Annotated in this window: 16 protein-coding genes, 1 tRNA gene, 1 rRNA gene and 1 pseudogene; 6 read left to right on the top strand and 13 right to left on the bottom strand. The window is 39.3% G+C overall.

Annotated elements, in window-relative coordinates; genetic code table 11:
- The first annotated feature begins 385 nt into the window (after positions 1-385).
- Complete coding sequence (locus tag MJY40_RS02700; RefSeq protein WP_317855543.1) at positions 386-1,315, top strand: AEC family transporter; 930 nt, start codon at positions 386-388, stop codon at positions 1,313-1,315.
- Positions 1,316-1,396: 81 nt separating this feature from the next.
- On the opposite strand, the gene MJY40_RS02695 is transcribed toward MJY40_RS02700, so the two are convergent.
- Both MJY40_RS02695 and MJY40_RS02690 read right to left on the bottom strand, forming a co-directional pair.
- The gene (locus MJY40_RS02695; RefSeq protein ID WP_317855542.1) at positions 1,397-2,914 is read right to left on the bottom strand and encodes a sensor histidine kinase; all 1,518 of its coding nucleotides are present in this window, start codon (positions 2,912-2,914) and stop codon (positions 1,397-1,399) included.
- Entirely contained in the window at positions 2,892-3,578 is a 687-nt protein-coding gene (locus MJY40_RS02690) for a response regulator transcription factor (protein WP_317855541.1), read from the bottom strand. The genes MJY40_RS02695 and MJY40_RS02690 overlap by 23 nt, the downstream gene beginning before the upstream one ends.
- A gap of 396 nt (positions 3,579-3,974) precedes the next feature.
- On the opposite strand from MJY40_RS02690, the gene MJY40_RS02685 reads away from it, so the two are divergent.
- Complete coding sequence (locus MJY40_RS02685; protein WP_317855540.1) at positions 3,975-5,039, top strand: TlpA disulfide reductase family protein; 1,065 nt, start codon at positions 3,975-3,977, stop codon at positions 5,037-5,039.
- A gap of 85 nt (positions 5,040-5,124) precedes the next feature.
- On the opposite strand, the gene MJY40_RS02680 is transcribed toward MJY40_RS02685, so the two are convergent.
- From MJY40_RS02680 to MJY40_RS02650, 7 genes are all read right to left on the bottom strand, one after another.
- Positions 5,125-6,090, bottom strand: coding sequence for an S-layer homology domain-containing protein (locus MJY40_RS02680; protein WP_317855539.1), 966 nt, complete (start codon positions 6,088-6,090; stop codon positions 5,125-5,127).
- Positions 6,091-6,732: 642 nt separating this feature from the next.
- Positions 6,733-9,123, bottom strand: a complete 2,391-nt coding sequence (locus MJY40_RS02675; protein ID WP_317855538.1) for a Lon protease family protein — start codon at positions 9,121-9,123, stop codon at positions 6,733-6,735.
- 197 nt (positions 9,124-9,320) lie between these two features.
- Positions 9,321-9,797, bottom strand: a complete 477-nt coding sequence (rimI, locus tag MJY40_RS02670; RefSeq protein ID WP_317855537.1) for a ribosomal protein S18-alanine N-acetyltransferase — start codon at positions 9,795-9,797, stop codon at positions 9,321-9,323.
- The gene (gene tsaB, locus MJY40_RS02665; protein WP_317855536.1) at positions 9,790-10,512 is read right to left on the bottom strand and encodes a tRNA (adenosine(37)-N6)-threonylcarbamoyltransferase complex dimerization subunit type 1 TsaB; all 723 of its coding nucleotides are present in this window, start codon (positions 10,510-10,512) and stop codon (positions 9,790-9,792) included. Before tsaB ends, rimI begins: the two co-directional genes overlap by 8 nt.
- Complete coding sequence (tsaE, locus tag MJY40_RS02660; protein ID WP_317855535.1) at positions 10,509-10,943, bottom strand: tRNA (adenosine(37)-N6)-threonylcarbamoyltransferase complex ATPase subunit type 1 TsaE; 435 nt, start codon at positions 10,941-10,943, stop codon at positions 10,509-10,511. Before tsaE ends, tsaB begins: the two co-directional genes overlap by 4 nt.
- A gap of 103 nt (positions 10,944-11,046) precedes the next feature.
- Positions 11,047-13,092 carry a TolB-like translocation protein gene (locus MJY40_RS02655; protein WP_317855534.1) on the bottom strand — a complete coding sequence of 682 codons (2,046 nt, stop codon included), beginning with the start codon at positions 13,090-13,092 and terminating at the stop codon, positions 11,047-11,049.
- Between the two features lie 72 nt (positions 13,093-13,164).
- Positions 13,165-13,425 carry a hypothetical protein gene (locus MJY40_RS02650; RefSeq protein ID WP_317855533.1) on the bottom strand — a complete coding sequence of 87 codons (261 nt, stop codon included), beginning with the start codon at positions 13,423-13,425 and terminating at the stop codon, positions 13,165-13,167.
- Positions 13,426-13,700: 275 nt separating this feature from the next.
- Between MJY40_RS02650 and MJY40_RS02645 the strand changes: the two genes are divergently transcribed.
- From MJY40_RS02645 to MJY40_RS02630, 4 genes and pseudogenes are all read left to right on the top strand, one after another.
- Positions 13,701-14,672 carry a peptidoglycan DD-metalloendopeptidase family protein gene (locus tag MJY40_RS02645; RefSeq protein ID WP_317855532.1) on the top strand — a complete coding sequence of 324 codons (972 nt, stop codon included), beginning with the start codon at positions 13,701-13,703 and terminating at the stop codon, positions 14,670-14,672.
- A gap of 556 nt (positions 14,673-15,228) precedes the next feature.
- Positions 15,229-16,473, top strand: coding sequence for a competence/damage-inducible protein A (locus MJY40_RS02640; protein ID WP_317855531.1), 1,245 nt, complete (start codon positions 15,229-15,231; stop codon positions 16,471-16,473).
- Between the two features lie 296 nt (positions 16,474-16,769).
- Positions 16,770-17,849 (top strand): recombinase RecA, encoded by a 1,080-nt coding sequence (gene recA / locus MJY40_RS02635; protein WP_331488216.1) that lies wholly within the window; start codon positions 16,770-16,772, stop codon positions 17,847-17,849.
- 101 nt (positions 17,850-17,950) lie between these two features.
- Positions 17,951-19,285 (top strand): annotated as a pseudogene (locus MJY40_RS02630) (IS1182 family transposase); the annotation flags it as partial.
- 837 nt (positions 19,286-20,122) lie between these two features.
- On the opposite strand, the gene MJY40_RS02625 reads toward MJY40_RS02630, so the two are convergent.
- From MJY40_RS02625 to MJY40_RS02610, 4 genes are all read right to left on the bottom strand, one after another.
- Positions 20,123-20,203, bottom strand: a tRNA-Tyr gene (locus tag MJY40_RS02625).
- A 270-nt stretch (positions 20,204-20,473) separates the two neighbouring features.
- Positions 20,474-21,998, bottom strand: a 16S ribosomal RNA gene (locus MJY40_RS02620).
- A gap of 253 nt (positions 21,999-22,251) precedes the next feature.
- Positions 22,252-22,989, bottom strand: coding sequence for an NAD-dependent protein deacylase (locus MJY40_RS02615; protein WP_317855530.1), 738 nt, complete (start codon positions 22,987-22,989; stop codon positions 22,252-22,254).
- 113 nt (positions 22,990-23,102) lie between these two features.
- The gene (locus tag MJY40_RS02610) at positions 23,103-24,278 is read right to left on the bottom strand and encodes a pyridoxal phosphate-dependent aminotransferase (RefSeq protein ID WP_317855529.1); all 1,176 of its coding nucleotides are present in this window, start codon (positions 24,276-24,278) and stop codon (positions 23,103-23,105) included.
- Positions 24,279-24,372: the final 94 nt, after the last annotated feature.

Below are 24,372 nucleotides of genomic sequence, written 5' to 3'. Positions count from 1 at the left end.
TAAAATCAGTATCTATGTTGGTTGATTGCGTAAAATGCTTATTTTGTGTAGTGGCTGTTGATGACGGCAGGAGCAAGCCCCCACCCTACAGTTGTGGCATATTTGAACTTTGTTGCTGTTTATGACGGGATGTCGGGGACGCCATCCCCTACAAGCATACGCCAATGCACTGTCATTCAGAGGAGCACAGCGACGAAGAATCTTGGTTTTGATTTTTGTAGAGAGCGATGCCCTCATCGCTCCGTAACTACGTAAAATATAAATCCCCTTTCTTTTCGCTACATTTTATCTTTTATGATTGCATCTATCTATCATTTCGTATACAATATAATACAGTATTTATATTATATTCATTTTGAACTGCGTTTCACGAAAGGAGATTCCAATGGCACTGGTCGTTTTTATGCAATTGGTCACCATGTTCATTTTATTGCTCATGGGTGTTGTTTTATTCAAAAAAGGTATGATTTCAGAGGTACAATCCAAAGGGCTTTCTATCTTTCTTACAAAGATTGCAGTACCTTGTAACATCATTGTGTTGATGCAACGTGAATATTCCTATGATATTTCCATTGCTTTCATCAAAACTGCTGGCGTTACATTTCTCATATGTTCTGTCGCATCCCTGCTCTTCTTTTTGGTTGGGAAGTGTATGGGTATGGATATGCGTTCTTTGGGGTTATTTTCTGGTGCTGGTGCCTACAGCAATGTTATCTTTATGGGTCAACCATTGATTTTGGCAATGTATGGTGCAGATGGTTTGATTTATTGCGTTTCCATCATGTTCACTTGTAACGTGTATTTATTCTTGGTTTGTTCCTCTTTATTTGCTTTTGGTGGTGAATACAAAAAGCCTGCTAAACTGATGTTAAAGGATGCCTTCATCAATTTGGTTTGCTTCTCATCTGTAATTGGTTTTGGGTTCTTTATGCTTTCCATTGAATTGCCCACTCCTATTTACGATGCATTGAATTACGCAGCCATCACAACTGTTGCCATTTCTATGGTTTACATTGGCTCCTTGCTTGCAATGGCAAACATCAAAGAAGTATTCAAAGACAAACAAGTCTATGTGTTTAGCTTTTTGACACTACTCATTGTTCCAATCATCACCAAATTCGTTGCTTCCTTCTTCCTAGATGGTCTGGCTTTGAATGTTATTGTGGTTTTGATGGGTACACCTGCTGCTGCTGCAACACCTTCCTTTGCAGATGTATATGGAAATGATGCAAAAAGAGCTTCTGAATTTGTATTTGTTTCCACATTGCTTTCAATGGCTACATTGCCTTTGGTTGCACAGTTCTTATGTACATAACATCGATTACATATAAAAACGCATCGTAGAAATCATCTTCTACCATGCGTTTTTTGATTGCATTTTATTGTTTATACTACTTTATTTTTCGTGGTAAATCACAAATTTTGTGGTAAATGTAGTGCTTATTCCAACTTCACTTTCCACAGAAACTTCACCACCCAGACTATCCACAATCCATTTTGCAATGGACAACCCTAAACCAGTACCTGAAATTTCTTTATTTCTGGATTGGTCTACACGATAGAACCTGTCAAAAATCTTATCCAACTCTGCTTCTGCAATACCAGCACCATCGTCTGTCACAGAAACAAAAGCAAATCCTCTTTCTTTCCATACACGCAAGGTGATATTGCCATTTTCTTTGGTGTATTTCATGGCATTTTCCAAGTAAATCCAAAGCAATTGTTTGATCAGGTCTGGATCTGCATAAATTTGTACATCTTGTTCTTTTTCTAGGTGCAAATTGCGTTTGGTTTCCAGAACTTCCATTTCTTTTTCCAAGTCTTCCACAATTTCTGTCAAAGACATAACTTGTTTTTGTACCAATACCTTATTTTGCTCTCCTTTTGCTAGGAACAACAATTTCCCAATCAAAGAACTCATATGTTCTGTTTCGCTCAAGATGGAATCAATGGATTCTTGCAAAACTTCTGGATCGCTTTTGCCCCAACGATTGATGAGGTTTGCATACCCTTGGATAACAGAAATCGGTGTTCTCAGCTCATGTGATGCATCGGATATGAATTGATTTTGTCTCACAAAGGATTTCTCCAAACGATTGATCATGGAATTGAAGGTAATGGACAACTCCTTCATTTCATCATCAGGTCCACTGATATCAATACGTTGGCTCAAATCTTCAATGGTAATACGTTCTGCTGCTTCACGGATGGCATCCACTGGTTGCAAAATACGTCTACTGATATACTTGGCAATGAGAATGGAACAAAGAATCCCCACAAGGTCACAAAGTGCCAATTTCCAAATGAATTCTTGGAACAAACCACTGTTCATTTGCAAAACTTCAAAGGTTTCCACCAAATAAACTTCATCTTCCAGCACAACTTCCTTTGCCATCAACATAATTTCTTCATTTGCTTCATTATGTAAGATATATTCCATACCAATTTCATGAACTACACGTCTGGCTTCTATTTCAAGACCTTCTTGACGAAACAACTCAATATCGCCATCTCCTTCACTTGCATATTCCAAACGTTCTTTTAAGCGATTTTTGGCATCTTCCAAGAAAATTTCTGCATCATCTTCTGCATAGGTGCAATACAATTCTCCGCTGGTGATGTTATATACACGAGCTTCTGAACTATCATCTTGTATGATACTACGCAAAGTATGGGTATCTATTCCTCCATTGCGTTGTAAGAAAGATTCAATTTCCATAACGTTGCTCATCAAATGCTGTCTGGCTTCTTGTTGTTGCAATACCGTAAAATTGAACGCCAAAAAAGCACTGATTGCCAATAGGGACATGGTAAAAATACCACTATACAGCAATGTAATTTTTCTGGCAATTGCCATATGGCGCATTTTTCCAAAAAATGGTTCTTTCTTCTTATTCTTCGTCTTCTTTGACATAATATCCTACCCCACGAATGGTGTGAATGAATTTCTTTTCAAATGTTTCGTCGATTTTAGCACGCAAATAACGAATATACACATCCACAACATTGGTTTCTCCAATATAACTATAACCCCAAACTTCATTTAAAATTTGCTCTCTTGTGAGCACAATGTTTTTGTTTTGCACCAAATACACCAATAGTTCATATTCCTTTTTGGTCAATTCAACCACTTCACCAGAAACAGTAACCATTCTCTTTTCTGTATCCACTTCCAAATCCTGTGCTCGCAACAACACCTTTTTTACAGTTGTATCTTCGCAATGTTTGAAGGCAACACGCATTCTTGCCAAAAGTTCTTCAATTGCAAATGGTTTGGTCAAATAATCATCTGCACCACTGTCCAGTCCAGCAACTTTATCGATAACTTCATCCTTTGCAGTCAACATGATAATGGGTACATTGGAAGCTTTGCGTACACGTCTACAAATTTCCATACCTGTAAGCCCTGGCAACATCAAATCCAACAAAATCATATCGAAATTACCTTCTAGTGCAAGCTTCAAGCCTTCACGACCTTCATGGCTCATGGTTGCTTGGTATCCTTCGTATTGCAATTCCAATTCCACAAAACGAGCCAACTTCACTTCGTCTTCTATCAATAATATTTTTCTTTGCATTCTATTTTCACTACCTTTCTTATATCTAAATCAGCATCGGTATACCAAATTGCATTCTTTTCCATTTTATGGTGTCTTTCTCTTAGTATACCCTATTCTCTTTAAAAAGAAATGCTTTCCCTATTAAAATGCCATTAAAATATAGTTTTATCATAATCCCAATTAAACTTAATGAGACCTAGCATATATGAACATATCTTATTATGTAGGGAATGCATTGTATGCATTCTACTTTCGGTACGCATACAATGCGTACCCTACAAGATATAAAAACCCTTTTATCTTTAATTGGGACTTACCATAAACACTATAAATTTTTTTCCATTGCACAAATTTCATTTTTTCGTTATACTAAAGAAATGTATTATACAAACCATACAAAAAAGGAGATTATATATGAAAAAACAACTTAGTTTCTTACTAACGCTTTTGTTGCTTTCTGCCACTGTAGCAGGTTGTGGCAACAGTCAACAAACAACCGATTCCACCTCCAATGCAGACACACCTTCCATTGATGTTGCATCTGTGGCTATGGAGGATGCCACCACAATTGTACAAAGTGGTTTGACCTTTTCCATTCCAACAGACTGGATTGACAATGCCGATATCAATTTGATGCCAAATAGCTTTTTGGATATGGAAGGAGATATCTTCACACAAGTGAAATACAGCTTTATTCCAGCTGAAAGCTTTGCAGAATTGGATGATTTGGAATCCACTGTACCTGTGGAAGATTTGATGATTCCACTATTCAACCTTTTGGTGGTACAAGAATCCATGGAAAACAACGCCACATTCCAATCAGAAGCTGCTTCTTATGATACCATTACAGAATTGGAACCACAAGAAGGATATTTGTACTATTTGTTGTCTGATTACAATGGGGATACATCTCGTTTTTCTGAAGAAGCAATGGCAGTTTACACCGATGCATTGACTTTGTTGCCAGCATTGGAAGCATCCATTGTAACATCTCCACCAAATTTGGAAGCGGTTACAGAAAGTGCTGCTGCTGACAATGACTATCTTGCATTCATCTCCACCACATTGGAAGGCGATGACATCAACAGCACTGTATTCTTTGATTATGATTTGACTGTTGTCAATTTCTGGGGTTCCTATGCATATCCTGATATCAACGAATTAGAAGAACTGGAAGCATTCTACCAACAATTGCAAACAGAATTGCCAAATGTCAATTTGATCCAAGTGGTTATTGATACACCTGATGATGCAGCTGAAGAAACTGTAAAAGCAGCCTACGCAGAATATGGTGTCACCTTCACTGGTATGTCACCTGACGCAACCCTTGGCAACTGGGTTTTGAACAATCTTTCTGGTATTCCAACCACTGTTTTTGTAGACAGCACTTGCAAAGTTTTGGATTATAAAATAGAAGGAATCCAAAATGCTTCTGCATATATGGACTATACCAAAAACGTTTTGGAAGAAATCCAATAAAGAAAACCAAAGCCACTTCACGATTATGTGAGGTGGCTTTTTCTATGCTTACAATTCTATTGATGGTGCTCTATTCTATTGCAATTCAGTCTTTCAATGCTTGGTATTTCATCAAGATGGTTGCAACTTCTCCTCTTGTGGCAAGTTCTCTTGGTTCCAATGTGGTGCCATCACCAACAAGTCCACATGCACAAGCCCATTGATACGCTGGAATTGCATATTCACTGATGCTTGCAACGTCTTCATAGCTTAAGATATTGGTGTCTTCTCCAACAGAAACATCCATCCATTGTACCTTTGCAAAACGATACAACAATGCAATTAATTCTTGGTTGGTTATGGTTGCATTTGGTGCAAAAGTGGTTTCATCATATCCAGATACAATTTTCTTTGCGCTTGCCCAACGTACTGCTTCTGCATAATACGCATCGTCAGAAACATCTGTAAAATTCACTTCTTTTTCTACAGGATCACTGCCAGACAAACGATACAAAATCGCTGTAATCATACCACGTGTGACAGATGCATCTGGTGCAAACACCTTTTCAGACAATCCAGACATAATGCCTTCTTCGTACACATAGGTAATACCATCAAAATCTTCATGTGTGGTTTCTACATCATTGAAAATCTTTATCTTTGCCGCTAAAATTGCTGCTTCTTCTGCTGCCAATTCTGCTTCTGCAATTTCTTCTTCTGACATACCATAGTTCGGTTTCTTTTCAAAAGTCACATGCAAAGTATGTCCAATGACAACATCTTCAAATGTATATTCTGATGCATTTCCAACCTCTTCACCATCCACCAAAATAGATTTGACTTGGTAACCATTGTCTGCTGAAAATACAAAGGTAATGTCATCAAATTTTTTGACTTCTTGCATAGAGTCACCACCACCATCTGGTGTCACATCTCCATGAAAACCTGACGATACTTTGATATATTTATAATCTGCTGCTTCTACCTCTGCCACTGGTACCACAGTCAATACCAAAGACAACGCAAGCCCCTGAGCAACTATTTTTTTGATTGATTTTCCATTCAATTTCATATCAAAACCCCTCTCCAACTCCACTGTATTCCATTTTATACAAATTGTACCATGATTTTTGGAATCATTGCAATATATTTGGTGAAATTCCTTTATATTTTATAGGATTTTAATTCTTTTTGTCGAATTCCATCTACGCAGAATAGATATCTATTGTCTGCCTGACCAAGCTGTCACTATACTCTAAAATATCTTGTGGTTGACTTTCCAGATGATTTCTCACCTCCAGTAATTAGCTCCTGCCGCCATAAACAGCCACAAACATAAGTATGCAGTTGTAGGGTTGATGCACGAATCAACCGAAACCCAAGATTCTTCATTGCATTCAGAATGATAACTTATATAAGTTGTTTTATTTGTAGGGGAGGATATTATCCTCCAATTAATTACTTCACATATATCATGACTGACAACGAAATGTCACCCCACAAAACCAACGTTACTACAGTTTATAAGCATAATGCGAAGTATGCAGTAGGTCCTATTACCTTTAATTAGGACAATAAAAAGGACAAAGCCATGTCCCTACAGGATATATGTATTCTTTTGTAGGGGCGGACCTATCACCGCCAAAGATATGGCGGTCACCACAGGTGATTTTGCTTGCAAAATGATGACCTATGTGTCCGCCCGTTTATTGCATCAATTGGAAGTTCCAACCTGATAAAACTTACGCAAGCATTCCAATACCATACCATGAACTGTATCCTTTGGATATGTGCCATCTTCTTGCAACACGCCTGCATCTTTACCCATCAAAAGCGCAATGCCTTCTTCCAAATGAGAAATGGCATAGATATGGAATTTGCCTTCTTTGACAGCATCAATAACACGATCTTCCAGCATCAAATCCCTAACATTTGCTTTTGGAATCAAGACACCTTGTGTACCGGTCAAGCCACGTTTTGCACACAAATCAAAGAAGCCTTCAATTTTCAAGGTCACGCCACCAATGGCTTGGATTTCACCTTTTTGGTTGACAGAACCTGTCACTGCCAAATCCTGACGAATGGGCAACTTAGATAAAGAAGATAAAATGCAATACAATTCTGTACTGGACGCACTATCCCCATCAATGCCATTGTAATTTTGTTCAAAACACACTCTACAAGAAAGTGACAAAGGGAATTCCTGCGCATATGTTTGACCCAAGTAACCAGCCACAATTTGCACACCTTTATCATGGGTTTGACCACTCATTTGGGCTTCTTTTTCAATATTGACAATGCCAGATTGTCCAATACAAGTGGTTGCTGTAATTCTGCTTGGAATACCAAAGGCATGGTTCCCCAAGTCCAACACTGCCAAACCATTGATTTGACCCACTTGGCTACCAGAAACATCCATCAAAATCACATCATCATCGTAGAGTTCTTCCAATTTTTCTTGATACAAGCAAAGACGTTCTTTTTTCTCAAACAATGCACGTTCCACATGTTCTTTGGAAACCACTTCTGCACCAGCAATGGTTGCCCAAGTGATGGATTCCCCTAGGATTTCCACTAAATAATTCAGTTTTGTGGACATTTTATTTTGACGTTCCACCAAACGAGAAGATTCTTCCACAACTTTACAAATGGCACTGACATCGAAATCCAATGTATTTTCACGTTCCACAAAGCCTTTGATGAAACCACAAATTTTCTCTACATTTTCTGATGTACGTGGCATTTCATAATCAAAATCCACCTTTACTTTGAAGAATTTATCAAACTCCTCATCATATTCACGAAGCAATTCATAATACCCATTATTACCTACCATAATGACTTTCACATCCACTGGTATAGACTGTGGTTTCAAAGTTGGTGCAATGGCAATCCCCACTTGTTCACGCATACCATCCATTTGGATTTCCTTTGTTTTAATGACACGACGCAAAGTTTCCCAAGCCAATGGATTAGACAGAACATCCTGCGCTTGTACAATCAAATAGCCACCATTTGCTTTGTGCAAAAGTCCACCTTTGATTTTCATGAAATCTGTGATGAGATTACCATATTCTGTATCGTATTCCACTTCACCAGCCAAATGAAACGCAGTTGGATTGTAACTTTCCACAACAGGTGCACCCTTTGTTTTGGAATTGTCCACCAACAAATTGACACGATAATTGAGGGTAATATCCTCTTGTGGTTTTTTGTGCATCATCGGCAACAATTGGGTCATATCATCTTCTGATGACTCTTCTTCCTCATAAAAGAAAGATAGATGTTCCAAAACATCTTCTTGCAACTCTTGCAAATAGGTCATTGCTTCTGGATATGCACTGTATCGCTCTTGGATTTCTGTAATGGGACCACCCAAAGCCAACATACCGATTTTATATTCCAAACGTTCCATTTGTTTTTTGGTTTCACGATCCAAATCTTTGATATCACGCAACAAACCAGCCACATTTTCTTGGATACCTTGGGAATTTTCTTCAATTCGTTCCTTTTCTGCATCGGTCAGTTCTTCGTATTCTTCTTCACCAATGGGTTTCCCTTCTACAACTGGCAAGAAATACACACCACCACCTTGACTTTTCACCAAAAAATCAAATTCTGCTGCATCTTGGTTCATTTTCTCCAAGAATTCTTCTTTTTTGGCTTCAAACATACGATTGATGTTGCTTTTTTGCTTATGATAATCCTCATCTGCAAAGGCTCTTTTCACTTCCACCTTAATGAGTGCCACCAATTCCGACATATCCTTTTGGAATGCAGAACCATCGCCTGCTACAAAGGACAATGCCAATGGTTCCCTTGGTGCTTTGAAATTATATACATAACACCAGTCTTTTGGTGTCGATTCTGTCAATGCCAATTTGGTTGCACTTGCTTTTGCATAGGTGGTTTTGCCTGTACCCGAAGTGCCTGCCATATAGATGTTATACCCACGCAATTTCACTTGCAAACCAAAATCAAAAGCTTTCACACCACGATCTTGACCAAATACTGTTGCACTTGGTTCCAATTCTTTTGTGGTTGCAAAGGAGAATTGATTTGGGTCACATCTATGTTTCAATTGGGTGTAGTCCAATTCGTTCATGTTTTCACCTCTTTTGATATGATAATGGGAGGGCATGGAAACCCTCCCCTACAATGTTTTTATTTTGATGTTCGTTACGGGATGGGAAACCCATCCCCTACTGCAGATTCTGCTATATATTCTGTCATTCAGAGGAACTCAATGACGAAGAATCCTATTTTTTGAAATTTGCGGCAGTTGATGTTGCGTTGTGGATATTAACCGTGGATTTCTGGGTCGTAATCTTCGTAGAATGGGAAGTATCGCCACATGATGACTGCATCTTCTTTGGTATCTGCGTAGTAATTTTTGCGAATGCCTTCTGCTCTAAAGCCAAATTTATGATACAAACCTTGTGCTGCTCGATTGTTCATACGCACTTCCAAGGTAATGCCAATCATTTCACGTTCCAAAGCAACTTCTGTCAGCTTCTTCATAAACCCATCACCAATACCTTGTCTACGATAGTCATGGAGCACTGCAACATTGGTCACATGTCCTTCGTTGATGACATGCCACATACCTGCATAGCCCACAACCGTTTCGCCATCTACAGCCACATAATACACAGCCATAGCGTTTTGTGTCACTTCACGGATGAAGTCCTCCTTTGTCCAAGGTATAGAAAAAGTGGTTTCTTCCACTTCCAAAACTCCTTCAATGTGTTTCAATTCCATTGGTACAATCTCAATCATTTTTATTCTCCTCTGTTTCCTTTGCCAAGCGTTCTTCTCTTTCTCGTTCTGCTTGGGATTTACGCAAATAAATCAACTCAAACTCATGAGATTCCACTGATTTTTCTTCTTTGATCATTTCCAAAGCATATACCCCTAAGCTGGCCGCTCTTTGCAAACGAGTGTGCAGTGGTGCCAAGGTGAAGTCTGGATTTTTCAACAAGCGTTCTTTGTGCACTGGAACACCATCTCCAAGGAAAATGACTTCTTGGTCAAACCCTTCTGCCATATCAATGATTTCGTCTATACTTTCTGCCATCATTTCAGAAATGGGGTCCAATTTGCCATTGGTCCACATATAGAAACAAGCATACACTTGGTTGCGACGTGCATCCATAATGGGGCAAATGATATTATTGGAACCTACAATAGAATATGCCAAAGCATCCAATGTGGGAACAGGTACAATCTTTTTACCAAGACTGAGCGCCAAGCCTTTTGCTGTTGCAGCACCAATACGCAAACCAGTAAAGGAACCTGGACCAGAAGAACAAGCAATGTATTCCACTTCATCCATGGTGGTATTGGTTCTTTTGCACAATTCCTCCAACATAGGCATCATCAATTGGCTGTGTTGCATCTTGTAATTGACGGTATATTCGCCAATCAATTGGTTTTCGTCTAAAATTGCCACACTTGCAACTTGGCCTGTGGTGTCAATTGCCAAAATTTTCATAAATCTGCTCCTTTCATGGTGATTTTGCGATAATCTTCGCTTTTTGCATAGTCTTTTGCAATGGTGATGTAAATGGCATCTTCTGGAATCAAGCCAGGAATCAATTCCGCCCATTCCACCAAAGAAACACCTTCACCATAGAAATAATCTTCATAACCAGTTTCTTCCATTTCATCCTCTGAAGAAATGCGATACACATCAAAATGATACAAAGGCAAACGTCCTTCGTATTCTTGAATGATGGTAAAGGTTGGACTATTGACATGTTCTGCAATGCCAAGACCCTTGGCAAATCCTTTGGAAAATACTGTTTTTCCAACACCCAAATCCCCATTTAGGCAATAGACTTGTCCTTTTGTTGCACCTTCACCCAACGCATATCCAATTTTTTCTGTGTCCAAAGCAGACATTGTTTCCCAAATTTTTTCCATTCAAATCCCTCATTTATTGCGGGTGAACACATAGGTTCACCCCTACTATGTTACGGGAAGGGTAACCCATCCCCTACAAATTACGTTTTTATTTTACATCATATCAATACATATAAATAGCGGTTGCATCTTCTGCAATCAAAATGGTTTCGCCAGCAAAATAATGATAGATATCGCCTACGCCACTTGCCATATCATACCCTTGCATATACACTGTACTACTTTCATCTCTACTTTGGAAAGTGAATACATCTTCTGCAATCAAGGTTGCTGTTGTACCATCAAACTCTTTCAATTCTCCATTGCCTGTTTCCTGTGGATTTGCAATATACAAAACATTTTCTTCATTGACTGCATAGGAAACACCCATAGCATTGGAATCCACAACTGTAGAAGTGCCATCTGCATAGACACAAATATCACCAATACCATTTGTATAGTTGTTGTAGTATACCAAAGTATGGTTTTCGCCTACAAAGCCAAAGATTTGCACATCCAATGCCACTTCTTGTGCACTACCTTCTACGCCAAGTGTTTCCACCATCAAACGGTTGCCTGTTTCTGTTGCCAACAAATAGCCAATGGTTGCACCATCACCAGAAATCATCATTGCAGATGGCAAAGTGTTTTCCATATCCAAAGTATATACATCGCCTGCATCATTTGCAACAAACAATTCTTTTTCTCCATAGTTCAAGTCTGTGTAGTACATCATAATGGCTTCATCCAAAGAATAGATTTCAGACAATGGCATTTTTTCAAATTCTGGCACTGCATAACCAAAGAAGTAGTTGCCATCACCTGTAATGGGTGCCAAAGAAATGATATCCTTATCAATGGCAATGCTTTCCCCATTTTTCCAAATATAAGGGTTTTGCAACACAGGTTCAAATCCTTCTGCAACTTCCATTTGTTCACGCATATCCAAAATTTGTGCTTGACGTTCTGCATCAAACGCAGACAAATCATCCACATCATCCAAAATCAAATCTGCATATGTAATATCTTCTGTTGGTAAAACACCATACAAAGCAGAACCATCTTCTGACATCACATCAAAGAAATATACATTTTCTGCAATTTTGGTTGCACCTGTTTCTGCTGTATAGGCATACAACACATTGATTCCATCTTCTTTTCCAATATAGTAGCCAGTGCCATCATCGGCAATGACATACATAACAGATTCTTCTGCCAATGTTGTAATTTCACCTGTTGCCACATCAAATACATGCAAAGAAATCACTGTACCATCGTCTTCTTGGAACATAGCGTAGCTACCATCCTGGCTCAATGCATAGGCAGTGGTTGCCATCAACAATTTATCTGTCAACAATTGTGATACACCATCTTTTGCCACATATACCGAAACACTGGATTCGTCTTCCAAAGTCAAATATAAGCAAATATCGCCATCATCACTGACTGCCAAAGCAAGCACATCATCTGCAATGGCAACTCCGTCTTCTGATTTCACCAAATCTTGCATATACAAAGTTCCCATACCAATTTCATCTACATCTGCCAAATAATAGCCCATTGTACCATCTTCTGGTGCCAAAGCGCCCCAAGCAGCATAGTAATAGTGGTAACCAGCTTCTTCACCCATGGTTTCGTGGAGCAAAGTGGATTCACCCTCTCCATTTGCAACATACAAACCACCATCTTTTACATACAAAACAGATTTGGTTTCTGCGCTGCCACCCAAGAAAGAATAGGCTACAAACCCTAAAATCGCCACCAAAATGACAGCTACAATTGCTTTCCAAGGTGATTTTTTCTTTGGTTCTCCCAATTCTTCTTCTAATTCTTCTGTTTCATCTAAGTTATCCACAGATTCAACAGATTCTTCCACAGATTCAACAGGATTTTCAGATAGAACATCCGTTTCCATAGGGTTGTCCACAGTTTCTTCCACTTCTTCCAATTGGTTATCCACAGTTTCCTCATGGTTTTCTACAGAAATTTCTGCAATTTCCACCATTTCTTCTGTTTCCGCAATTTCCATTTCTTTCGTTTCTGTGTTGTCTACACTTTCTGGTGCTTCTTCCACAGGGTTGTCCACTGCAATTTCTTTGTTATCCACAGCATCTTCTACAACATTTGTTTCTTCTATTGTTTCTTCTATTGTTTCATCCATTTCTTTCATAAGTATCCTCCTAATTTTCCCAAAAGTATGCCACTTTCAAAAACCAATTGTTTTCATCCATGGCAATGCTCATCAAAAATAACGTTTCCAAATCCAACAGGAAGCAGTTTTGCTCCCCTTTGCAACACGTTTTGTTCGATATAGTACCCTTTTGATCATCTCTTTTCTTTGGTATCGTTTTTCTGCTTTTTGTTGTTTTTTGATTCTTGTTTGCTTGCGTATTGTTGGAATCCTTTTTTTCAGTTTCATGAGTTTATTTGCTTTTTTACCAAATTTCAAAGCCGACATACCCACTTTGCCATATTGCATCATATCTTTTGATTGGATTTTCACACCACACAGCTCCTTTTACAATACAAAAATTGTTTGTTTTTCCTGAAAACATCAGCATTTTTCATGTAATTTGTTCCATGAAAGTATACCACACTTTCCATTGGATAGAAAGAGAATCTATAAATTATTAACAAATTATGAACTATTTTTAATTTTTAATGAAATTTATATTTACATTTTATGTAATGTCGAGTATACTACATATATAAGTATAGCCTTCTATTTCCCTAGGAAATAATTTGACAACAAAAATAAACGAAAGAAAGGTGAATCTGATGCAACTTTCAAAAGAAGTCTCCACAGAAAATCCCAATTCTTCCTTGAACAAAACAGCAATCTCCATCTCCAAACAGCAATTAATTTTTATTTGCTTGGTGGTAGTCCTACTTTTGGGTGCTTGTGGTGTTTCCATCTATGGATATCACAATGCAAAAAACGCCCTCTTGGTATCCCAACAGGAATTGGAAAATTTGGAACGTAACAATCGCAGTTTGATGAGCACATCTGAAACTTTGCAAGAAGATACTGCGGATTATGCAAGTAGTTTACAAGAATTAGAAGAAAAAACACAGGAACTCTCTGAAAAATTAGCAGAACTGGACACACTCAAAGATGAATTGCGTACACAGCTGAACTACATCAGCGATCCAACAGACGAAAACCTTGTGGATTTGACATCTGCTTTGCTGCCAAGTACACCATCCACTGCAACAGAAATGGTGTTCCTCGAAAAAATCTATACACCATACCAAAGTATTTCCAATCTTTCCAAGCAAATTGAGGATTTGGAGGTGCAAATGGAAAGCGCTTCTGCTGTATTCACCAATGTGGCAGCCACAACCATTGAGCGTTTGTCTGCGTATACCGATATTCCAAATGGTATGCCTGTAGAAGGAGATATCTCCACATATTACAACCCAACTGGTGCTGGTGGTGAACGCCAACACAATGGAATTGACATTGCCACCATGAGCCAAGTGAAAGGGATTTCTGCAACTGCTGCTGGCACTGTGCTTTTATCCACATTTGCAAGCGGTTATGGTCATTATATTGTTTTGGATCATGGAAATGGATTCACCACATTATATGCACACAATTCAGCAAACCTTGTTTCTGAAGGGGATATTGTAAAAAAAGGGGATATCATTGCAATGGCTGGTTCTTCTGGTAATTCCACTGGCATCCATTGCCACTATGAAATCCAATTGAATGGTGTTTTGCAAGACCCAATGGATTATATCGATTGAAATTGAATACAAAAAGAGAAGCGTAATTGGAAAATATCCAACTACGCTTTTTTATGTTTGATTCAAAGTCTATTATACTTAAATCTGTAGTAACGTTTGTTTTGTAGGGGTGACGTTTCGTCACCCGTTGGTTACAATTACATATTGACGGTTGTGGCAATTTATGAGGGGATGTCGAGGGTGGGCACCCCTACAGAAACATACGCCAACGCACTGTCATTCTGAGGAGAGTTTCGCAGTGACGAAGAATCTTGGTTTTGCGGTCGATTCGTGAATCGCCCCTACAGATGCGTATTTCATTTATGACATTTCAAACTATTCATTCTTCACTATTCACTCTTCACTATATTTTAATTTATTCCATTCTATCACAATTAACTTGCAATTGCACGCAGATATCCAAGAAAGACATTTCCAAATCCTCCAAAATTTTCTATTTATTTTCCCTTTGTTTACAAAATTCCCACTTGGAAAATAGGTGAAAAAAGCATATAATGAAAATGCATTCAATTATATACTATTTTATATAAAATATATCCTAATTATGGAGGTCAATATGAAAGCAGAAATTTTAGCAGTGGGTACAGAATTACTTCTTGGCGATATCCTCAATACAAACGCACAGTATTTGGCAAAGGAATTGGCATCACTTGGCATTGATGTGTATTACCAAAGTGTCATTGGTGACAATCCAAAACGCTTGGAAGATACCTTATTCCATGCATTTTCACGTGTGGATTTGGTCATCACAACAGGTGGTTTGGGTCCTACAGAAGATGATTTGACCAAGGAAACTGCAGCCAAATATTTTGATGAAGAATTGCTGTTGGATCAACGAGCTTTATCAGAAATCGAAGCTGTTTTTGCAAAGACTGGCAGAGTCATGACAGAAAACAATTTGAAACAAGCATATGTACCAAAAGAAAATGGATTCCCTCTATATAATGCAAATGGTACAGCACCAGGTGTGGTTATGGAGAAAAACGGTAAAATCATCGTCATGTTGCCTGGCCCACCAAAGGAAGTGATTCCTATGTTTGAGAACCAAGTGGAACCATATTTGGCATCCAAGTCCGAATATCTGTTTCATTCACGTATTTTGCGTGTGGCAAGTGTTGGTGAAAGTGCAATGGAATCCAAGGTAAAGGATATCATAGATGCACAAACAAATCCCACAATTGCACCATATGCAAAGGATGGAGAAGCCATTTTACGCATCACAGCAAAAGCAAAATCTTTGGAAGAAGCAAATGCACTCATAGACCCTGTTGCAGAAGCTTTGTATGCTCGTTTGGGCAAAGCCATCTATGCAGAAGGTGAAACCACAATGGAAACAGAAGTTGCAAAGTTGTTGATTGCAAAACAAAAAACCATTGCTGTTGCAGAGTCTTGTACCGGTGGTTTGATTGCTGCCAATTTGATTCGCTACCCTGGTATTTCAGAAGTCTTTTTGGAAGGCTGCGTCACCTATTCCAATGAAGCCAAAGAAAATCGCTTGGATGTAAATTGCAAAACCCTAGAGATTCACGGTGCTGTTAGTCCAGAAACCGCCAAAGAAATGGCAGAAGGTATTGCCAAAACCTCTGGTGCCAATATTGGTGTTTCCACAACTGGTGTTGCTGGTCCTGATGGTGGTACTCCTGAAAAACCTGTTGGTCTTGTGTATATCGGCATTTGCATTGACGGTATCACCATTGTCAAGGAATTTCATGGTTTTGGCGATCGCAATAAGATTCGTGAACGAGCTACTTACTATGCTTTGAATTGTTTGCGTAAACAATTGCAAGCTGACAATATGTGATTTCCACTCCTTTTATAAACATCCCAATTAAATTTAATGGGACTTAATTAAATATATCTCAATTATGTAGGGAATGCATTGTATGCATTCCACTTCCGATACGCATACAATGCGTACCCTACAAGATATAAAAATCCTTTTATCGTGAATTGGAATTATAATTTTTAGAAAAACCACAAGAATCAGTTGACAGCAGAAAAAAAATACAGTAATATAAGAACATAGGTTCTAAAAGACAACAAATGTTCGCTTTTTAATCATAAATCATTCGTGTATATATAGAGAGGAGTCTCAAAATGGCAAAATCAACTCCAAAAGAGGATATCAAATTTTCAGATAAGGAAAAAGCATTGTCTTCTGCCTTGAGTTACATTGAAAAAACCTTTGGCAAAGGCGCTGTTATGAAATTGGGCGATGAAAGTGCGAAAATGAATGTAGAAGTGGTTTCTTCTGGTTCTTTGAGCTTGGATATTGCTTTGGGTGTTGGCGGTGTGCCAAAGGGTAGAATTTTGGAAGTATATGGTCCTGAATCCTCTGGTAAAACCACAATTGCACTCCATATGGTTGCAGAAGTGCAAAAAGCTGGTGGCATTGCAGGCTATATCGATGCGGAACATGCTATGGACCCTGCTTATGCAAAAAACCTTGGTGTGGATATTGATAACTTGTATATTTCTCAACCAGATAATGGTGAACAGGCTTTGGACATTGCAGAAACTATGGTACGTTGTGGTGCAATTGATATTGTCATTATCGACTCTGTTGCTGCTTTGGTTCCAAGAGCTGAAATTGATGGTGAAATGGGTGATTCCCATATGGGTTTGCAAGCTCGTTTGATGAGTCAGGCGTTGCGTAAACTCACAGGTATCACCAACAAATCCAATTGTACTGTTGTATTCATCAACCAATTGCGTGAAAAAATTGGTGTTACCTTTGGCAATCCAGAAACCACAACTGGTGGTCGTGCTTTGAAATTCTATTCCACCATTCGTATCGAAATCAGAAAAACCGATGTATTGAAACAAGGTACTGACTTGGTTGGAAATCGTGTCAAAGTCAAAATTGCAAAAAATAAAGTTGCTCCACCATTCAAAACAGCGGAATTTGATATTGTTTATGGTCAAGGTGTTTCCAAAGAAGGAGATATTTTAGATTTGTCAGCAGATGTGGATATTGTCAACAAAAGCGGTGCTTGGTACTCTTATGGAGAAACTCGTATGGGTCAAGGACGTGAAAACGCAAAACAATTCTTGAAAGAAAATCCAGAAATATGTCTGGAAATTGAAAATAAAGTACGTGTCCACTATGGCTTGATGGGTCTTGGTGATGCATCCAAAGAAGAAACTGCACCTGTTGTAGAATTGGATTTGGAATAAGTATATAAGGAAAGCCGTGGATGAATTCCACGGCTTCAGACTGTCAAAAAAGTCAGCATAAGCTGGCTTTTTTTGGTATAATGAGGTTGAGGTGATGACAAATGTTGAGTAAAGAAGAAATCAAAAGAACATCAGTAGAAATCATAAACATAGATATGCTCGTTCCAGAAAATCATTTATTAAGAAAAATAGATAAAGCCGTAGATTTTAATGAAATTTATTCATTTGTGGAAGATTTGTACTGCTCAAACAACGGCAGACCTAGCGTTGACCCTGTTGTTCTCTTTAAAATGGTGTTTATCCAACATTTGTATGGAATTCGCTCTTTACGCCAAACGGTAAAAGAAATTGAAATGAATATTGCCTATCGCTGGTTTTTGGGCTATACCCTCAATGATAGTATTCCGCACTTTGCTACCATTAGTTATAACTTCAACAATAGATTTAAAGAAACAGTGGTAGAAAAAATTTTCGCTTGGATTTTAGGTGAAGTTGAGAAAAAAGGATATTTACGTCCAGAAGTTGTGTTTATAGATGCAACGCATATCAAGGCAAATGCAAATTTAAAGAAAAACATCAAAAAAGAAATACCTGTTGCAGCTAAAAAGTATGAAAAGCAACTTTTTGAAGAAATCAATAAAGACAGAGAAGATAATGGAAAAAAGCCTTTTGATGATAAAAATGACCCTCCAAGAACAAAAACAATCACCACTTCTACAACAGATCCAGACAGCGGTTTGTTCCATAAGGGCGAACATAAAAAGTGCTTTGCATATGGTGCACATACCGTTTGCGATAAAAATAACTTTGTATTAGAAACCGTTGTAACACCTGGAAACATCCATGATAGTGTTGTATTTGATGAGGTTTATCATAAAGTGACAGAAAAATATCCAGAAATACAAGTGATTACAGCTGATGCAGGATACAAAACCCCATGGATTTGCAAGCAAATATTTGATGATGGAAGAATACCCTCTTTGCCTTACAAAAGACCAGTGACGAAAAAAGGAAATTCACCATGGTATGAGTATGTTTTTGATGAATACTACAACTGCATCATTTGCCCAGAATATCACGTTTTACCATATACAACCACCAATCGAGATGGCTATAGAGAATTTAAAAGTTACAGTTATATTTGCGAAAAATGTGAAAATCTTTCAAGGTGTACCGAAAGCAAAGACCACAGAAAGGTAGTCACCAAGCACATCTGGTGGAAATATTTAGAAAAGGCAGAGGATGTGCGGCATTCTCCATTAGGAAAAGACACCTATGCGTTGAGGAGCCAAACCATAGAACGGGTTTTTGCAGACGCAAAGGAGAAGCACGCAATGCGATATACATATCATAAAGGCTTGGCTCAGGTTTCAAAATGGGTGAAGCTTAAATTCGCTGCAATGAACTTAAAAAAACTGGCAACATGGAGTAGTAAGCAGTATATGTTGTTTGTAGAATATGCGTTATTTATACGAAAGAACCCTATTCCAAGGTGCGGAATAGGGTTCTTTGACAGTCTGAAGCCGTGGATGAATTCCACGGCTTTTTTGATGTATAAAACATTATATTATTTCAAGTGTCATCTATTCAGAGCATGCTTATAATCTGTAGAAACGTTTATTTTGTAGGGGTGACGTTTCGTCACCCGTTGGTTACAATTATAAATTGATATTTGTGGCTATTTATAACGGCAAGAGTAGAGGTCATCATTTTGCAAGCAAAATCACACTACGTGTGACCGCCACTTCTTTGGCGGTGAACCCTTGCCCTACAGGTGCATCTCATTTATATTTGTAGTGATTCACAACGGGATGTCGAGGACGCCATCCCCTACAGAAACTCCATAGCATACGCTTTTGAACCAGTAATTAAGAGGTGAGGGGCTTGTCACTCACGGTCTAATCGTAGGATTTATACCACCACATATCTTACTTTTGGGGGTGATTTTCAAGAACTCACCGCCAAAGATATGGCGGTCACCGCAGGTGATTTTGCTTGCAAAATGATGACCCGTCGAGTTAGACCCATCTTGAACCGTGCTCCACGCTTTGGAAGTAGTGGTGGATTTTGTTACTTTTCTCCAGTGAAAAGTAAGGTCTGAAACTCTTTAAACCTTAAACCGCTTCCACTCCTAGAATTACCACTCCTCTTTTCCTATCTTGTTTTTTTACAGGAGGATGATATCCTCCCCTACGTTACACTACGCATTATATAAATAACCCTTCTTAAATTTACAAAAAAAACGACAATCCAAAGATTATCGTTTTTTCTACTGGGCGGAGAAGGATTCGAACCTTCGAAGCTATCGCAACAGATTTACAGTCTGCCCCCTTTGGCCGCTCGGGAATCCACCCCAATAATGAAATGATTTTATGTTCATGAATGACCGACCAAGGGCACGCAGTGACCAAAGAGGGAGTGAATATAAAATCATATAATGGTTTTTTCAAAGTCACAAGGCTTTGAAAAAAATTTTCCTTATTGTACTTATAAAAATGGAAATGATTTATATATACCATGTCCTAAGACCTATATACGCATCATTCCTATATAAAGCACTTTAGAGAAGTCCAAAAACTCTCAAAATAGAACAGTGTAGAGAATATTCAACCAATACTCCATAGAAAGGAGGTGATCCAGCCGCACCTTCCGATACGGCTACCTTGTTACGACTTCACCCCAGTCGCTGATATCACCTTCGGCAGCTCCTCCCTTACGGTTAGGTCACTGACTTCGGGTGCTTCCAACTCCCATGGTGTGACGGGCGGTGTGTACAAGGCCCGGGAACGTATTCACCGCAGCATTCTGATCTGCGATTACTAGCGATTCCAGCTTCATGTAGTCGAGTTGCAGACTACAATCCGAACTGAGATTGGGTTTCTGTGATTTGCTTGACGTCGCCGTTTTGCGTCACTTTGTTTCCAACCATTGTAGCACGTGTGTAGCCCAAGACATAAGGGGCATGATGATTTGACGTCATCCCCACCTTCCTCCGTGTTATCCACGGCAGTCTCCCTAGAGTGCCCAACTCAATGATGGCTACTAAGGATAGGGGTTGCGCTCGTTGCGGGACTTAACCCAACATCTCACGACACGAGCTGACGACAACCATGCACCACCTGTCACCGATGTCTCGAAAGAAAAGTGTATCTCTACACCGGTCATCGGGATGTCAAGTCTTGGTAAGGTTCTTCGCGTTGCTTCGAATTAAACCACATGCTCCACCGCTTGTGCGGGCCCCCGTCAATTCCTTTGAGTTTCAATCTTGCGATCGTACTCCCCAGGTGGAGTGCTTATTGCGTTAGCTGCGGCACCGAGGATTCCTCCCCGACACCTAGCACTCATCGTTTACGGCGTGGACTACCAGGGTATCTAATCCTGTTCGCTCCCCACGCTTTCGAGCCTCAGCGTCAGTTTCAGTCCAGTAAGTCGCCTTCGCCACTGGTGTTCTTCCTAATATCTACGCATTTCACCGCTACACTAGGAATTCCACTTACCTCTCCTGTACTCTAGTTTGATAGTTCCAAATGCAATCCTCGAAGTTAAGCTTCGGGCTTTCACATCTGGCTTACCATACCGCCTACGCTCCCTTTACACCCAGTAATTCCGGATAACGCTTGCACCATACGTATTACCGCGGCTGCTGGCACGTATTTAGCCGGTGCTTCTTATTCAGGTACCGTCATTTGTTTCGTCCCTGTTGATAGAAGTTTACGATCCGAAAACCTTCATCCTTCACGCGGCGTTGCTGCATCAGGCTTTCGCCCATTGTGCAATATTCCCCACTGCTGCCTCCCGTAGGAGTTTGGGCCGTGTCTCAGTCCCAATGTGGCCGATCACCCTCTCAGGTCGGCTACTGATCGAAGCCTTGGTGGGCTGTTATCTCACCAACTAGCTAATCAGATGCGGGTCCATCCTATACCGAAGCAAGCTCCTTTTTTCACAAAATCATGCGATTTCGTGATGACATACGGTATTAGACGTCGTTTCCAACGCTTATTCCGAAGTATAGGGCAGGTTACCCACACGTTACTCACCCGTCCGCCGCTAAGTTATTTCTGAGCAAGCTCTTCCATAACTCCGCTCGACTTGCATGTGTTAAGCACGCCGCCAGCGTTCATCCTGAGCCAGGATCAAACTCTTAAATTAAAGTTTAATTCCTAACCAGTTAAACTTAATTATCTGGCTAATGATGGTTTTCTAAAAACCAACAAAAGTTTTAGTTTCTCGCACCTTACGGTGCTTGAATTGACTATGGGTTGTGTTTATTCTTTTACACTATTCTATTTTCAAAGTTCGTGGCACTTCTTAAGCGCAGAATTTATTCTATCAGAGACTACCACTATTGTCAAGCATATTTTTCAATTTTTTTCTATTTTTTTTACAAACATCCAAAAACCCCTTATTTCATCAGCTTTTGGAACACTTTACCAATTGCATCATCAATGAGCAAATTCGCTTTTTTATCATATCCCGTTGCAGATTTATTGATGAGCACCAATTGATTTCCTTTGTAATATTCCAACAAACCAGCAGCTGGATACACATTCAAACTGGTTCCACCCACAATCAAAACGTCTGCATTTCGAATATAGTCCACAGCCTTCATCAAAACATCCTGTGGCAAGCCTTCTTCATACAACACCACATCAGGTCGTACAATGCCACCACAAGCGTCACAACGTGTGATACCCGTATCCTGCATAACATAGTCCAAAGAAAAAGTTTTGCCGCATTTCAGGCAATAATTTTGATACAGGGTGCCATGCAACTCCAAAACCTCTTTGCTACCTGCTTTTTGATGTAAATCATCAATGTTTTGTGTTACGACTGCTTTGAGCTTACCCATTTCCTCTAATTTTGCCAAAGACTTATGGCAATCATTTGGCATTGCATCTGGATACAGCAAAGATTTTTTATAATATTTGAAGAAAACTTCTGGATTTTGTACAAAAAATGTGTGACTCAAGATGGTTTCTGGTCTATACCCATATTCGCTGATGGCAGAAAAAATCCCATTTTCGCTACGAAAATCAGGCAAGCCACTTTCTGTGGAAACGCCAGCACCACCAAAAAATACGATGTTATCGCTATCAGATATCCATTGCTTCAGTTGTAAAATTTTATCTGTGTTGTCCATAAGTTCCCCTCCATTTCAGTCAATTGAAAACCAACGGGAGGATGGTATCCTCCCCTACGATTGATATTTGAATTGATTACGGTTAATCCCACAAGTGCAAAATATTGGTTTGATTATCCTTGCAATTGTTTCATAAATTCTTCAATTTTACCGATACAAATTTTGAGTTCGTCCATGCTATAGGCATAGGAAATACGAATAAATCCTTCGCCACAGTCACCAAACGCATTGCCTGGAACCACTGCAACGCCACCTTCAAACAACAATTTTTCACAGAATTCTTCAGAACCCAAGCCTGTTTTTTGAATGGATGGGAATACGTAAAATGCACCCTTTGGTTCAAAGCAAGTCATACCCAAGCGGTTGAATTCACCAATCAAATATTTTCTACGTTCGTCATATGCTTCACGCATGATTGCAATATCTGCATCGCAAACATCATCATTTGCCAATGCCTCAATGGCACCATGTTGGCTGACCACAGGCGCACTCATGACGATATAGGCATGAATCTTATTCATTTCCTTAATCAAGTCCACAGAACCTGCTGCGTAGCCCAAACGCCATCCTGTCATAGCAAAGGATTTAGAAAAACCATTCAAAACGATGGTTCTTTCATACATCCCTTCCACAGATGCAATGGAAACATGGTCTGCATCTCCGTAAGTAAGTTCTGCGTAAATTTCATCTGAAATCACCAACAAATCGTGTTTGGTGAGCACTGGTGCAATTTTCTCCAAGTCCTCTTTGCCCATTGTAGCCCCTGTTGGGTTGTTTGGATATGGCAAAATTACTGCTTTGGTTTTTTCTGTAATGGCGCTTTCTAGCTCCTCTGGTGTCACTTTGAAGTCGTTTTCCACCTTTGTGGTGACCACAACTGGCACACCATGTTGCAGGATGATAGAAGGCTTATAGGACACGTAACAAGGTTCAATGACAAGCACTTCATCACCAGGTTCCAAAATGGTTCTCAGCGCCACGTCAATGGCTTCTGAAGCACCAATGGTACATACAATTTGATTGGTTGGATCATAAGAAAGATCAAATCTTCTTTCCAAATAATGTGCAATTTTTTCACGCAACGCTGGCAAACCCAAGTTGGCTGTATATCTGGTTTTGCCTTCTTCCAATACATCTATGGCTGCTTTACGCACATGTTCTGGTGTTTTGAAATCTGGTTCGCCAACACCAAGGGATACAATTCCACTCATGGTGGCTACCACATCAAAGAATTTACGAATGCCAGATGGTGGCAAGTTTTCTACGTGATTTGCTACAAATTTCCTCATATTCTTTTCTCCTTTTGTATAATAGGTAATTTATTTTGTTGTGCTGGTGGATGATATCCTCCCCTACGATTCATTTGTGTAGTTGTATATGTTT

Source organism: Chakrabartyella piscis (assembly GCA_030067835.1).
In the GTDB taxonomy this organism is placed as follows: domain Bacteria; phylum Bacillota; class Clostridia; order Lachnospirales; family Anaerotignaceae; genus Chakrabartyella; species Chakrabartyella piscis.
Note: the sequence above shows the minus strand (reverse complement) of the source record. Positions and strands in the feature narration are given on the sequence as shown.

Coding starts and splice junctions, on each gene's coding strand:
- MJY40_RS02700 (WP_317855543.1), top strand. CDS start 386: ATGGCACTGGTCGTTTTTATGCAATTGGTCACCATGTTCATTTTATTG.
- MJY40_RS02695 (WP_317855542.1), bottom strand. CDS start 2,914: ATGTCAAAGAAGACGAAGAATAAGAAGAAAGAACCATTTTTTGGAAAA.
- MJY40_RS02690 (WP_317855541.1), bottom strand. CDS start 3,578: ATGCAAAGAAAAATATTATTGATAGAAGACGAAGTGAAGTTGGCTCGT.
- MJY40_RS02685 (WP_317855540.1), top strand. CDS start 3,975: ATGAAAAAACAACTTAGTTTCTTACTAACGCTTTTGTTGCTTTCTGCC.
- MJY40_RS02680 (WP_317855539.1), bottom strand. CDS start 6,090: ATGAAATTGAATGGAAAATCAATCAAAAAAATAGTTGCTCAGGGGCTT.
- MJY40_RS02675 (WP_317855538.1), bottom strand. CDS start 9,123: ATGAACGAATTGGACTACACCCAATTGAAACATAGATGTGACCCAAAT.
- rimI (WP_317855537.1), bottom strand. CDS start 9,797: ATGATTGAGATTGTACCAATGGAATTGAAACACATTGAAGGAGTTTTG.
- tsaB (WP_317855536.1), bottom strand. CDS start 10,512: ATGAAAATTTTGGCAATTGACACCACAGGCCAAGTTGCAAGTGTGGCA.
- tsaE (WP_317855535.1), bottom strand. CDS start 10,943: ATGGAAAAAATTTGGGAAACAATGTCTGCTTTGGACACAGAAAAAATT.
- MJY40_RS02655 (WP_317855534.1), bottom strand. CDS start 13,092: ATGAAAGAAATGGATGAAACAATAGAAGAAACAATAGAAGAAACAAAT.
- MJY40_RS02645 (WP_317855532.1), top strand. CDS start 13,701: ATGCAACTTTCAAAAGAAGTCTCCACAGAAAATCCCAATTCTTCCTTG.
- MJY40_RS02640 (WP_317855531.1), top strand. CDS start 15,229: ATGAAAGCAGAAATTTTAGCAGTGGGTACAGAATTACTTCTTGGCGAT.
- recA (WP_331488216.1), top strand. CDS start 16,770: ATGGCAAAATCAACTCCAAAAGAGGATATCAAATTTTCAGATAAGGAA.
- MJY40_RS02615 (WP_317855530.1), bottom strand. CDS start 22,989: ATGGACAACACAGATAAAATTTTACAACTGAAGCAATGGATATCTGAT.
- MJY40_RS02610 (WP_317855529.1), bottom strand. CDS start 24,278: ATGAGGAAATTTGTAGCAAATCACGTAGAAAACTTGCCACCATCTGGC.